Raw genomic sequence first — 12,560 nt, 5'->3', positions numbered from 1 at the left:
CCGTCGGCATGCCCGCCTCTTGCTCCTTGATCATCCCGATAATCTGCGCCTCGGTAAAACGGCTCTTTCGCATTCGTCTGCTCCTTCAAGGTTGGGCAGACTCTACATCATGATGAGGGATTTCGCGGGGGGCAGGTCACTGGTCCCGTCCGAACCCGGACTTTCTTTATGCCGTACTCAGCGATCGTCGCGGCAGCGCGATCTGGTGCGACATCCGGCCATCATCACCTCGCGAGACTTGCGAGGAGCAGGTTCGCGTGGCCCTGGATGATGCCCTTGGCTGGCTGGTTGATCGATACGGGCGCGATCCCTCGACCTGGAGCTGGGGCGAAGAGCATAATTTGGACATGCAGTGGTTGCCGATCAGTTCGCGTGGGTTACTGACCGACCTGCTGTCCCTTCAAGCGCCGATTTCAGGCGATCCCTTTACGCAATTCTTGACATCATTTGGTGTTGAAGAAGACCGTCCATTCCTTGTGAGTGCCGGAAGCAATTTTCAGGCGGTCATGTCGATATCGGAAGCAGCGGGATCATACTACATCACGCCCGCCGGACAGTCGGGACATCCGCTATCTCGATTCTACGACAATCTCTTTCCCTCGTGGATACAAGGCGAATACCTCGCCATGTCGACCGATCTGTCACTGGCCCGTGGCGGCGCTTCCGGGATCTCGCGGCTCACACCGGCTACCTCCGACAACCCTCGGATGAGCGAGGGCCAGAGCGAATGATCACGAACTTCTTCTTCCTTTACGACCCTTTCGGCTATGTGCTGTCACCGGTGTCGCTCATTGTTGTCGGTCTTACAGTATGGCTGTTTTTGCGTGAGCTCAAAATACACGCTCGCTGTCTCGGAAGGGTTTCTGGTTGGCGTCGAACCGCCTTCTTTGTCGGCCTCGCAGCCGTCCTCGTCGCGACGAATGGGCCGCTCGCGCCATTGGGGCACAGTCTGTTTTCGGTACATCAGGTCGAGCATCTTCTTCTGCGACTGGTAGGACCGCTTCTTATCGCGGTTTCTCAGCCCTGGCTTGGCCTTCAAGCCGGATTGAAAAGGGAAGGGCGCCGACGCCTTGCCGCGATTGGGCGTGCGCGCATCCCGCGATTCTTGGCGCTTCCTGCATCTGCCACCTCCTTGTTGATTGGTGCGCTTTTCGTCTGGCAGATCCCGATGATCTACGCCCTTACACAACGTATTGCGGCGATGGAAGCGCTGGCACATCTGTCTATGGTGCTTGCTGGGCTTTGGTACTTTGCTATGCTGTTCGATCTGCGTGATCCGCCTGAAGGAGCGCGGCGCGGCGCTCGGCTGATGTCAGGGTTCCTGGTGGTCGTTTCCAACATCCTTCTGGGCTCCCTGACAACGCTCAAGGAGGTGCCCCTCTATGGATCAGAAATCATCGCAGCGAGCGGTGGTCGACTTCGCGCCCTGGCTGACGAGACAATCGGTGGCTACGTAATCTGGGTCCCGTCGTCGATGGTTCTCATCGCGGCAATCATTCTGGTGCTGAACGGCTGGAACGCGGCGGAGGAACGGCGCTGGACGTCCCGCTACGACCTGATGCGCCAATCGAATGCGGCGGCGCTCGAGTTTCCGGAAACCGCGGAGGAACTGCGTCTGAAAGTAGAGAAGCCGAACCGGGACATGGGCCGTACGCTCGCCCTTGGCGCATTCTCCATGTTCATGGTTGTCATGATTACCGTCGTGACCATCGTCTATGCCCTCGGATAGATTGAATTCGACATGAGACCAGACGCATTCTTCTCCGCTAGGGCCCGCCTGTTTCGCCACTGCCACGGCCGGACACATATTGTAGTGTCCTTACGCGTACCGGGTGCTTGCGCTGGCCCACGGCGGCGAGCGTCACTTTGGCCGTGATCGCCATCGAAGTGATCAACGTGGCCCTGTGCCGACAATTTTCCTGATCTGACGGAAGATCATCTCCTCCCATCAGGCGTAGATGTCGATCGGTGTTCCGTCTTTCACCATTGCATAGATGTCCTCGATCTGCCGATCTGTGACCGCGATGCAGCCAGCTGTCCAGTCGCGGACATCCGTTGGGTCGATCCCTGGGCGTGGACCACCATGGATGAAGATGTCGCCGCCGGGGGAAAGGCCCTGCGCTTCAGCGAAGGCTATGTCGGCCTCATTCGGATAGGAGATGCCAACCGAAAGATGATACGTACTGTCGGGGTTGCGCTTATCGACTACGTAAGCGCCCTCAGGGGTCCGGCCGTCTCCCTCGAATTGCTTGTGACCCTCAGGAGCGAAACCCAGCCCGACCGGATAGGTTTGCAATACGCGATCGGCTCCGTCCAGAACAAGCAAACGCTGCCCCTTGTAAAGCCGAACACGGGTCACCTCGGGTCCGCCATAGCTGCGGAACTTGCTGGCACAGCCAGACAAAAACGCTGCCAACCCGCCCAACAGGACGGCGCGGCGGGGAAATCGGATGGTTTTCACTGCTCGATGCCTCTTTCGTGAGGTCTGATATGGACATTACGTTACCTTGCAAATGCTGCGTGATCAATGTCCGTGGGCAAGCGCGGCCTTTGCCATCTCTGGACCAACCTGCTCACCGCTGAATGCCTTGCGGGCCTACCGCAGCGCCTTGAGGGCGACCGGCAGGGAGGCCACGGCAAGCCTTAATCGAACAACTCGTGAAGCCAGGATTTGCGCCGATAGCCGTGCTTTCCGCGCCGGTAGCCGCGATCATCGTCGTAGCCGCGCGGCTCAGGCACCCGCTGAGGCGCCACATCGGGTGCCGAACGCTCGATGATCTTGTCCAGTTCGCCCCGGTCGAGCCAGACACCCCGGCAATCGGGACAGAAGTCGATCTCGATCCCCTGGCGGTCGGTCATGCTCAAGGGCACCTCGCAAACCGGACACATCATCCTGCCCTTCACGCTCATGTCTCGTCTCGGCTCCTTTCCGGGTTCTCCCAGTTCAATGACCATGTGCCAGCGCCCCTTTGGCCAAGCCTTCGCCAACCTGTTCACCGCCGGACGGCGGCGCCTTGGCCTCTTGGCTGTTAAGCAGGCGCAGGGCGTTGGCCACCACCAGCAATGACACTCCTACGTCGGCTGCAATAGCGCCCCACATCGATGCCAGTCCGAACGCGGTAGCGACAACGAAAACGCCCTTGGTCGCCAAGGAAATACCAATGTTCTGATGGATAATCGACATTGTCCGGCGCGAATGACCGATCAGCCAAGGCACCTTGCCGAGGTCGTCGGTCATCAGGGCAATATCCGCCGTCTCGATTGCCGCGTCCGAACCAACAGCACCCATCGCGATGGCGTAATGCGCGCGCGCCATGGCGGGGGCGTCGTTCACCCCGTCGCCGATCATGGCCACCATGTCATGCGTTTCGACCAGTTCTTCGATGGCTGTCACCTTGTCTTCGGGCAGAAGCTCGGCACGGACCTCGTCGATGCCGACCTCGGCTGCAACAGCGCGCGCTGTCCGCTCGTTGTCGCCCGTCAGCATGACGATGGTCTTCACGCCCTGCGCGTGGAGCTGTGCCACGATGCCCTTGGCGTCGGGGCGGATACGGTCGCGCAATTCCAGAATGCCCGTCACACCGGATTCATCGCCCACGGCAACAAGGGTGCTGCCGGCCCCTTCGATGCGGTCGCGCAAATCCTTCGGAATGGCGTCGCCGAAACCCTTCTCCTCGGCAAACCGGTCCGACCCCAGCCAGATCGACCGGCCGTCTGTGCGTCCTTCAAGTCCCCTGCCGGGAACGGTTCGGGTATCTTCCGCGGCGGACACCTTGATGCCGTCGGCTTCTGCCCGCGCGAGAATGGCGCGCGCCAAGGGATGCGAGGAACGTGCCTCCAGCCTAGCGGCGAGGGTCATCAGATCTTGCGCCGATGCTTTGCCCAGCGGATGCACCGCCGCCACCTCGGGCTCGCCCATGGTGATCGTGCCGGTCTTGTCCATGGCCAGTGCAGTGGTCTTACCCGGTGCCTCGATATATGCACCGCCCTTGATCAGCACCCCGGCCCGCGCTGAGGCGGTGAGTGCGGCGACGATGGAGACCGGTGTCGAGATGACCAGAGCGCATGGGCAAGCGATCACCAGCAGCACGAGTGCATTGTAGAACCAATAATCCCAAGCCCCACCGAAAATGAGCGGCGGCAACAGGGCAATTGCGATGGCGAGAGCCATGACGATTGGCGTGTAGATGCGGGCAAATTTCGCCACCCACTGCTCCACCGGCGCGCGGCGGGCATGGGCGTCGCCGACCATGCGGATGATCTTGGCCAATACGGTGTCCGAGGCGGCTTTTGTGGCCCGCACCGTCAGTGTGCCTTCGCCGTTGATCGTGCCGGCATAGACTTCGTCGCCCCGTTCCTTTGGGACCAGCGCACTCTCTCCGGTGATTGGTGCCTGATCGACGGCCCCTGCCCCATCGACAACCTCACCATCCAATGGGATGCGGTCTCCGCCGCGCACGATGAAACGTGCGTTGATAGCAACCGCAGAAGCCGGAACGTCCGCTTCCGAGCCGTCATCATGAAGAACTCTTGCCGTCGGTGGCGCGAGGTCGAGCAGAGCTGAAACCGCATTCCTCGCACGCCCGACGCTCCAGCTTTCGAGATAAAGCGAGAGCGAGAAGAAGAACGCGACCGTCGCCGCCTCGAAAAATTCGCCAAGCCCGATGGCACCGGCCACGGCGACCACCATGAGCAGGTTCATGTCGGGCGACAGCCGCCGAGCGGACGACCATGCCTTGGGTGCCACGAGCCAGACACCGAACAGGATCGCAACCGCGAATAGCCCTGCCTCGACCAGTGGCATCGGCGCTTCGCCGTGACCCGCGAAGAGGCCGAGCGCCCCGCCCATGCCGGTCTCGATGATGTGCCACAGAAAACCCGCGGCCCAGAAGCCGCCACTGAGCGCCGTAAACAGCCGCTGTCGTGCAAGATGGGCCGCCTGGTCGACCGACGCATTTTCGGCATCCCAGGGCTTGGCGGTCATGCCGGTGCTTGCGACCAGTTCTGCAATTTCGCCGTCCGATACACTCTTGGCGCTGTCGAGAATAGTCATCCGTCCATTGATCACGTCGAACGCGAGATGCTCGGCCCCACCGATCTTCGGGCCGACCACCTTGTTCAGGATTGCTACCTCCTCGGCGCAATCGAGGCCGGCCACCTGAAAACTGCGCCCGCCCGCTGGCGCGGGCGTCGCCGGAACGATGTCGCCGCACGTTCCGGCGCTCCCGCAGCAGCTGCCGCCGCTTGTCTGGGCATCTTCGGCGTGATCGTGGTCGTGACGATGGGTGTCGGACGGCATGAATGGACCTCTGGATTCGGGTGCTTTACCATGACATAGCCCCTACAGTAGCTAGAGCTTCAAGAGCAAAATACGGTGGTATTTCAGATTGATTTATTGCTACAGGATGCGGTGACCGGCTCTATCACGCCTTGAGGCATGATGAGCCGCTGCAGAGAAAAACAGACACGAAAGGAAGCTTGATGCGGGTTTTGATGCTGAAGCAAAAAATAATGGTTGCAGTGGCGCTGTCGCTTACGGCCGGGTGCGAAATCCAGCCGACTGGACCGGGCGATGCGGCAGACCGGCGGGGCAACGTTCCCGAAACCGTGATTGCAATGGCTGCCCCGGATCAAGATGTTGCAACCGCGCGCTTGGTGCCGGAAGACGGCTGCTATTGGTACGAACACAGCGGTCCGGTCGAAACTACCTTGGTTCCGCTACGCACGCCGAACGGCAATCGTATCTGCACCCCTCGCGAAACCTAATTACGTTTGCCGATCGCTGCTTGGCTTAACTGCGGGCAGTAACGCTGTCCTCCGCCGAGTAAAGATAGGCCGTAGAGCCGATTTCGACGTTCGGATAAAGGTCGTTGATATGCGCCATAACCATCCGCACGCAGCCCGAACTTGCGCGGCCACCGATACTCCGTGGGCTCGGAGTGCCATGAATGCGTAGAAGGGTATCGCGATCCCCGACGTAGAGATAAAGCGCCCTTGATCCAAGCGCGTTTTCCGGTCCCGGTTCCATGCCATCGGCAATGTCAGCATAAAGTTCGGGGTCGCGATTGATCATGCTCTGTGTCGGTTGCCAGTGCGGCCACCTGACCTTGCGCTTGATGATATAGACACCCGGCTCGTAGAGGTTCCCCCGCGCGATGGCCACGCCGTAGCGCATCGCGGTTCCACCATCTTCAATATGGTAAAGATACCGTGCGACCGCATCGACATGGATATCTCCCGGCACGAGACCGGCCTTCGCGACTACCCGTTGCGGCAGGAACCGCGGGTGCAATCCCCATGGGTTGGAGGCCTCGGGAACATAATTCTGAGGCGTCACCTGTGCGTCCCATTCAGCCTTCTGCGCCTCGGTGGGCCAAGTGTCGCCAAAAGCCATTCCGGGACCGGTCACCGAGAACAACGCCGTTGTTGTCTGGATGAAGTGTCGTCTTGTCAGCATTTCGTACCCTTTCGGTTCCCGCCGGCGATTGATGGCAAGAACGGCATGTGTTCTTCTTGAAAAGATAGGACTTCTAGTGGCTAGAGGTTCAAGGGCAAATTTTCGTGAACGCACGCACGCGACCCTGGTAGCACACGCTTGCCTTGCGGTTGGGTCAACGGCCAACCAGGTCAGGTCCGAATTAGCCTGGTAAAGCGGGAGTCTGGGGCGGAGTAGGACAGATATGTCGAATTGGTCCCCCGGTGGATCGGCTTTCGTCGAAAGATACTATCCTGACACCCTGTCGATCTTCACCCGCCCGTGTCATTGGCCGAAACTTCGGCTTGGAACTCACGTTGTCGCTCAGGCCAGGTGCTCTTGATGTAGACGAGGATCGCCGCGATCTCTGCGTCTGTTAGAACCCCTCCAAAAACCGGCATGTCGCTCTCGTATCTCGGCACGACGGCACCGACCCCGCCTTTAGTGATCTGAAAAAGCATGCGGTCTGAATGGTGCCAGGTGTGGCCTGTGTCATCATGCGGCGGGGCCGGCATTCTTCCGGTGTCAAGACGACGACGCCAATCGGGCTGGCCTTCGAGGTTCGCACCATGGCAACTGGCGCAGTTGTCCGCATAAAGCCGTTGCCCTGCCGTGACCTCGGCTGCAAGCACGGGCTCTCCCAAAAACGTCAGTCCCTCGACACGCGGGTCCACCGGTTCCGATTGGGCCAGCACCACGAGGCCGGTGGTCGCGAGCGAGGACACTAGGGCAGCGAGGAGCACTGACCGCCTGACCGTACCCTTCGCCAGTCGGTTTTTCGCCCCCTTATTCATCGGCATAGATTGAGATTCCTTCCGGGCCGAAGGCGTAGGTCCTTAGCGTGCCTGACTTGACCGCAGCCATGCCCGGCGCGTTCGCGGGCATTCCCGGCAAGGTAATACCCGTTATCGCCGGACGGGTTTCCAGCAGCCGCTCGATGATGTCGACGGGGACGAGACCGCTGACATAGTAGCCGTCGATCTCGGCCAAGTGGCAGCCGATGCCCTGGGCGGGCACACCGACTTCGACCGAGCGTTTGTCGAACTCGCGGTCATCCACACGCGTTACGGTAAAGCCGTGTTCTTCGAGATAATCCCCATAGGCATCACAGCAGCCGCAGCCCGGATCGCGCCAGATGGTGATCTGCCTTTCGCTGCCCGCCAGACCGGGTGCCACATCGCCTGTCGCTTGCGCCCAGGCCGATGTGGTCAGGCCCACCATTCCGACAATGCCGCTGCCAATCAGACCAAGCGCGTTTCTTCTCTGCATCATTTTCTCCATCATAGTTCTCCTGTTTCGATCCAGGTTGCGCCGCCGTCACGGCTGATTTTCAAGATGCCGCCCAACAGGGCAGCGATGTAGGTCTCGTCTCTGGGATGAACCGCAACGGCGGTCGCAGCTATGCTGGCCCGCTTTTGCCAGATGACTCCGCCGTCTTGCGATGCCCAGAGGCCCGAAGGCAGCGCGGCATACATCACTTCCGGCGCCGAGGGGGCACTGGCCAGCGACAGGATCGGTTCACCGCCTGGCAATGGCGCTTCGGACGGTGGGGTTTCACCCGCAACCAATGCGTCCATCGCGTTGCCTGGCTGCACGTCCTGCCAGCGACAAAAGCAATCGGGCACCCGCGTTAGGCCAACCTCGGTGCCCGCATAGATCCAGATCCCGCCCATGCCGGTCTCAAGCTCGACCGAAGCCAGAGAAAGAGGTTCGCGCTCTGCGTCGTCGAGCCAGGGGCGGTCCATGGCGAGCGACCAGGTTGCACCGGCGTCCTCGCTCTTCCACAACCCGTCGCCGAGAAGCGAGGCATAGATCATGTCCGGGTTCCGCGAGGCGATGGCAACGGCATTGATCTCTCCGTCAGGCAGCCTAGCTTCAAAGATGCGCCATGAAGCGCCCCCGTCTTCGGAAATGCTGACACCGCCCTCGGCCAGCCCCGCAACCACAAGTCCGGGCCGGTCGCGATGGGTTGCCAGCGACAGCACTTTTCCGGGTGTCTCTGCCGCGGTCCAAGTCCGGCCGCCATTATCACTGACGAACAGCCCTCCTCTCGCCAGCAGGATGGTATCACCATCAAAGGCAAGAGCCGCTGGATCACCATCGCTCGCCGCGAGTGCGAACCCCGGCAACATCGAAGCGACGCCGATACTGAGTGCCGCGGTGAGTACCTTGCGCCGGTTTGGCCGACATCCAATCTCAATCGACTTCAATCTGCATGCTCCTCTGCTCATGCGACGCGGATCACGCCCATCATCCCGGCCGCCTGGTGCTCGAGGATGTGGCAATGGAACATCCAGTCTCCGGGATTGTCGGCGACCAGGGCGATTTCGACCTGCTCGCGCGGCGCGATCAGCACGGTGTCCTGCCATTCACGGAATTCGGTCCGAACGCCATTGCGGCTGATGACGCGGAAGGAGTGGCCGTGCAGGTGGATCGGATGGTCGAACGCCGTGGCGTTCGTCATGTGGAGGACATGGCTCGCGTCGCGCTCCAATGTCAGGAAGGGATCGAGCATGTGCCCTTCGGCCGCAACGCCATTGACGAACCACATGCCGCCGCCCACAACGCCACCCATCATTCCGCCCATCATGCTGCCTGACTGGCTCAGGCCCATCTGGCGCTCGACCATTGCTCCCATCATGCCCCCGGTGAACAGGATTTCGTGACGACGGGCCGCGTTCAGATCAGGTTCGATCAGCGGATTGGCTGGAAGGGCAATTTCCCAATCTGGCGGCGCGGCACGCAAGGGCGTGTCGTCATAGTCGACATCCAGCAGGTTGAATTCATTATCGCGATAGGCGCGGTCGACGATTTGAAGCGTGGTTCCCGGGTCGGCAGGGCAATCGAGCATTATGTCGGCACGCATCGCCGGGCCCAGAACCACGACACCGTCAGGCGCGGCGTGCGGGGTGATCGGCTGGCCGTCGAGCGCAATGATGCGCGCGGAAAGGTCGCCGAAGTCGAGCGCGAAGATGCGGGCGTTGGCGGCATTGATCAGCCGTAACCGGATACGTTCGCCTTGCCGCACCACGAAGACATCGGGAACACGCCCATTTATCGTGACAGTATTGCCCAGACGGCCCGCATGGCTCATGTCCATGGCTGCGCCGAAGTCATCCGCAATCGCCGCGTCCTGTGTCAGCCGCCAGTCGTCAAGCAGCCAGGTGACATCGCGGTCGACCCGCGGCGGGTTGGGTTCGTCGATGATGAGCGGTCCGGCCAGCCCACGTCCGACCTGCTCGAAACTGCGCTGGTGGGGGTGATACCAGAAGGTTCCGGCATCGATCGCGTCGAACTCGTAGGTGAAGGTTTCTCCGGGTGCGATCGGCTTCTGCGTCAGGTGTGGAACCCCATCCATCGCGTTCGGCAGACGAAGTCCGTGCCAATGGACGGTGGTTTCCTCGTCCAGACCGTTTGTGACGGCGATGCGCAGCTGATCGCCTTGCCGAGCCCGTAGCTCCGGGCCGGGAACCTGGCCGTTGAAGCCCCAAACGGGGGTTGCGGGATAAGGTTCTGGGACCAACCTTGCCTGTCCCGGCGCGGGGCGCAGCGAAAAGCTGCGGATTTGCGGCCCGGCGCGCAGAGGCTTTCCGAAAGCCGTGGCGCCGATACCCGCCAAGGACGTTGCAAGAAAAGATCGGCGACTGAAACGGGAACTGATTTGGGAGGACATGGATGAACACTCTCTGATTTCACTGTACACCGCCAAAGCAATTGCGCGGCGATGTTCATGGCCCCGCGCAAACGCCCATTTGAGGGCGTCCGGCACGGAGAAACACACGAAGCGCAATCAGGCGCCGTGTGTCAGATCAGAGGTAGAATCGAGGAGGTTGCTGGGCCGGGGGGCCGGATATTCCGTGCGGAACGTCCACGAGCTGGATTTGATGGGCTGCGGTGGCAGCGATCGGGCTGGTACCAGCCGGGATCGAAAGAAGAGCGGCCATTCCCGCGGCATTGCACACAAAATCACAGACGGAACCCATCTTACCGTCTTCCAAGCTGCTACAGGCGTCGCAATCGTCCATCGCCATCATGCCGCCATCCGTGGAGACCATTGACGAGGCCATGGCAATTGAGCCAGCAGACTGCGCGACCGCGCCGATGGCAAAAGCCACCAGCGAGAGGATACAGATAAGGCGTGCCCAACGTCTCATGATCTTGATCTACTACCCGCGCGATCCGAATGAAAGCGGCACAATATCACGTTTCTTGGAACATCTGAAGGTTGGCTTGTTCAAGTCCTCGGCAAAACGACTTATTTCAGCGGCAACCACCCGCCTATGACCGCTTGGAAAAGGCCGCGAACAGGGCAAGCGTCCGTTCGCTGACATGGTGCTCGATGCCTTCGGCATCGCGTTCCGCGGTCTCGGGATCGAGCCCGAGGCTCAGGAGAAACCGCAAGACGATCTCGTGGCGATGTCTGCATTCCTTGGCAAGCGCCCGACCTTCCTCAGTCAGGAAGACCGAGCGGTATTTCGCGCGAGTGATCAGGCCGTCCCGCGCCAGACGGCCAAGCGTCTTGGCGACTGTTGGCGCGGTCACGCCCATGCGTGTCGCAATATCGACCGGCCGGGCCTCGCCGTTCTCGTGGATGAGTTCGGCGATCAGTTCGACATAATCTTCCGCCACTTCGCTGCGCCGCGCTTCGCGCACACCGATGAAGGCCTCGGCGCGGGATTCGACCGCACGTGCCTCTGCCTCGTTTGAGTCAAGGTTCTCATCATCCGTCATGCCGTCACCCTCGCACGATCGGGATTGACTCGTAAAGCCTAAGCGATGATTATTAGCCGAGGCTAACTTTTTGCGCCGGGACTTTGGCCTGCGTGTCATCTGAGGGGACATCGTCCATGCCTGTCGATACCAGCAAGCGAGGGCGCGATGTGTCGTCCGCCGTGGAGACATCTCGGCCCACAGCGCCACCTGCGATGGTCACGGAGCCAGTATCGGCGTCGCGACGCGCGTTGTTGGTCAGCGGTCTGGTGGCTGCCGGCGGAGCGGCCGTGGCCGCGAGCCGCGCGCAATCCCAGGCAACGCCCGACCCGATGGCGGGGCATGCGATGTCCGGCGGGGCGGTCGATCCGTATTCGGCCCATGACAGTGGCATGGCGCATGGCAACATGACGATGGTCGGCCAGGTCGACCACGCCCGGAACGGGTTCGACCCGACGGCCATGCTGACCGACTGGGAGACCGGTCGCACCGAAGTCCTGCCGGATGGGCGCACGTTGCGAACGTTCGAGGTGGACGCCATCGACGTGGAGATCGAGATCGCTCCCGGCGTTTTCTTTCCCGCCTGGACGTTCAACGGCCGCGTGCCAGGCCCCGCCCTGCGAGCGAAGGAGGGCGAACGACTGAGGATCGTCTTTCGCAACCTCGGGTCACACCCGCATTCCATGCATTTTCACGGCATTCACTCGGCGCGGATGGACGGCGTTCAAGGCGCCGGGCTGATCGATCCGGGCGAGGAGTTCGTTTACGAATTCGATGCCAAGCCCTTCGGCTGCCACCTCTACCATTGCCATGCCCTGCCACTGAAACGGCACATGCACAAGGGCATGTACGGCCTTTTCGTGGTCGATCCGGATCCGGCGCGCCACCCCGAATTTGCGGCCGTTGCGGCGTCGCGTGTGCTGGGCAACCCGGAAAACGCCGAATGGCAGGAACTGGCGATGGTGATGAACGGCTTTGACACCAATTTCGATGGTGAGAACGAGGTCTATGCCGTAAACACGGTCGGCCAAGCTTACATGAACGCGCCGATCCGGATCGACAAGTCGCGCCCGGTTCGCATCTACCTCATGAACGCGACCGAGTTCGATCCGATCAACTCGTTGCACCTGCATGGGAATTTCTTTGACTATTACGACACCGGCACCCAGCTCACGCCGACCCTGCGCACGGTCGATGTGATCATGCAGTGTCAGGCGCAGCGCGGCATCCTCGAGTTCAGCTTCGCCGATCACGAGGACGGGATGTATATGTTCCATGCGCATCAGGCCGAGTTCACCGAACTTGGCTGGATGGGCTTTTTCGACGTGCGGGAGGCCGGAGCATAACCGATCATATCCAACGCAGCCGCCCGCCA

General features: G+C 61.1%; 14 protein-coding genes. 4 read left to right on the top strand and 10 right to left on the bottom strand.

Features of this window, described 5'->3' with window-relative positions; translation table 11 throughout:
- Positions 1-119: 119 nt before the first annotated feature.
- Positions 120-731, top strand: coding sequence for a penicillin acylase family protein (locus tag AB9K34_RS11055; RefSeq protein WP_369954481.1), 612 nt, complete (start codon positions 120-122; stop codon positions 729-731).
- Positions 728-1,729, top strand: a complete 1,002-nt coding sequence (locus tag AB9K34_RS11050; RefSeq protein ID WP_369954479.1) for a cytochrome c oxidase assembly protein — start codon at positions 728-730, stop codon at positions 1,727-1,729. Before AB9K34_RS11055 ends, AB9K34_RS11050 begins: the two co-directional genes overlap by 4 nt.
- 219 nt (positions 1,730-1,948) lie before the next feature.
- On the opposite strand, the gene AB9K34_RS11045 is transcribed toward AB9K34_RS11050, so the two are convergent.
- From AB9K34_RS11045 to AB9K34_RS11035, 3 genes are all read right to left on the bottom strand, one after another.
- Positions 1,949-2,461, bottom strand: coding sequence for a murein L,D-transpeptidase family protein (locus AB9K34_RS11045; RefSeq protein ID WP_035367119.1), 513 nt, complete (start codon positions 2,459-2,461; stop codon positions 1,949-1,951).
- A 182-nt stretch (positions 2,462-2,643) separates the two neighbouring features.
- Positions 2,644-2,910, bottom strand: coding sequence for a zf-TFIIB domain-containing protein (locus tag AB9K34_RS11040; RefSeq protein WP_035367121.1), 267 nt, complete (start codon positions 2,908-2,910; stop codon positions 2,644-2,646).
- 34 nt (positions 2,911-2,944) lie between these two features.
- The gene (locus tag AB9K34_RS11035) at positions 2,945-5,299 is read right to left on the bottom strand and encodes a heavy metal translocating P-type ATPase (RefSeq protein ID WP_369954478.1); all 2,355 of its coding nucleotides are present in this window, start codon (positions 5,297-5,299) and stop codon (positions 2,945-2,947) included.
- Between the two features lie 182 nt (positions 5,300-5,481).
- Here AB9K34_RS11035 and AB9K34_RS11030 point away from each other — a divergent pair, with 182 nt between their 5' ends.
- The gene (locus tag AB9K34_RS11030; RefSeq protein ID WP_369954477.1) at positions 5,482-5,766 is read left to right on the top strand and encodes a hypothetical protein; all 285 of its coding nucleotides are present in this window, start codon (positions 5,482-5,484) and stop codon (positions 5,764-5,766) included.
- A 25-nt stretch (positions 5,767-5,791) separates the two neighbouring features.
- Here the strand turns inward: AB9K34_RS11030 and AB9K34_RS11025 are convergent, their stop codons facing one another.
- The 7 genes from AB9K34_RS11025 to mntR form a co-directional block, all read right to left on the bottom strand.
- Positions 5,792-6,457 carry a L,D-transpeptidase gene (locus AB9K34_RS11025; protein WP_369954476.1) on the bottom strand — a complete coding sequence of 222 codons (666 nt, stop codon included), beginning with the start codon at positions 6,455-6,457 and terminating at the stop codon, positions 5,792-5,794.
- A gap of 290 nt (positions 6,458-6,747) precedes the next feature.
- Complete coding sequence (locus tag AB9K34_RS11020) at positions 6,748-7,269, bottom strand: c-type cytochrome (RefSeq protein WP_369954480.1); 522 nt, start codon at positions 7,267-7,269, stop codon at positions 6,748-6,750.
- Positions 7,262-7,756, bottom strand: coding sequence for a DUF411 domain-containing protein (locus tag AB9K34_RS11015; RefSeq protein WP_369954475.1), 495 nt, complete (start codon positions 7,754-7,756; stop codon positions 7,262-7,264). Before AB9K34_RS11015 ends, AB9K34_RS11020 begins: the two co-directional genes overlap by 8 nt.
- Entirely contained in the window at positions 7,756-8,685 is a 930-nt protein-coding gene (locus AB9K34_RS11010; RefSeq protein ID WP_369954474.1) for a WD40/YVTN/BNR-like repeat-containing protein, read from the bottom strand. Before AB9K34_RS11010 ends, AB9K34_RS11015 begins: the two co-directional genes overlap by 1 nt.
- Before the next feature lie 17 nt (positions 8,686-8,702).
- Positions 8,703-9,998, bottom strand: a complete 1,296-nt coding sequence (locus AB9K34_RS11005; protein WP_369954473.1) for a multicopper oxidase family protein — start codon at positions 9,996-9,998, stop codon at positions 8,703-8,705.
- Positions 9,999-10,284: 286 nt separating this feature from the next.
- Positions 10,285-10,629 carry a hypothetical protein gene (locus AB9K34_RS11000; RefSeq protein WP_369954472.1) on the bottom strand — a complete coding sequence of 115 codons (345 nt, stop codon included), beginning with the start codon at positions 10,627-10,629 and terminating at the stop codon, positions 10,285-10,287.
- A gap of 124 nt (positions 10,630-10,753) precedes the next feature.
- Positions 10,754-11,206 carry a manganese-binding transcriptional regulator MntR gene (gene mntR / locus AB9K34_RS10995; RefSeq protein WP_369954471.1) on the bottom strand — a complete coding sequence of 151 codons (453 nt, stop codon included), beginning with the start codon at positions 11,204-11,206 and terminating at the stop codon, positions 10,754-10,756.
- 116 nt (positions 11,207-11,322) lie between these two features.
- On the opposite strand from mntR, the gene AB9K34_RS10990 reads away from it, so the two are divergent.
- Entirely contained in the window at positions 11,323-12,531 is a 1,209-nt protein-coding gene (locus AB9K34_RS10990; RefSeq protein WP_369954470.1) for a multicopper oxidase domain-containing protein, read from the top strand.
- Positions 12,532-12,560: the final 29 nt, after the last annotated feature.

It is taken from the genome of Sedimentitalea sp. XS_ASV28 (assembly GCF_041224545.1).
GTDB lineage: Bacteria > Pseudomonadota > Alphaproteobacteria > Rhodobacterales > Rhodobacteraceae > Sedimentitalea.
Note: the sequence above shows the minus strand (reverse complement) of the source record. Positions and strands in the feature narration are given on the sequence as shown.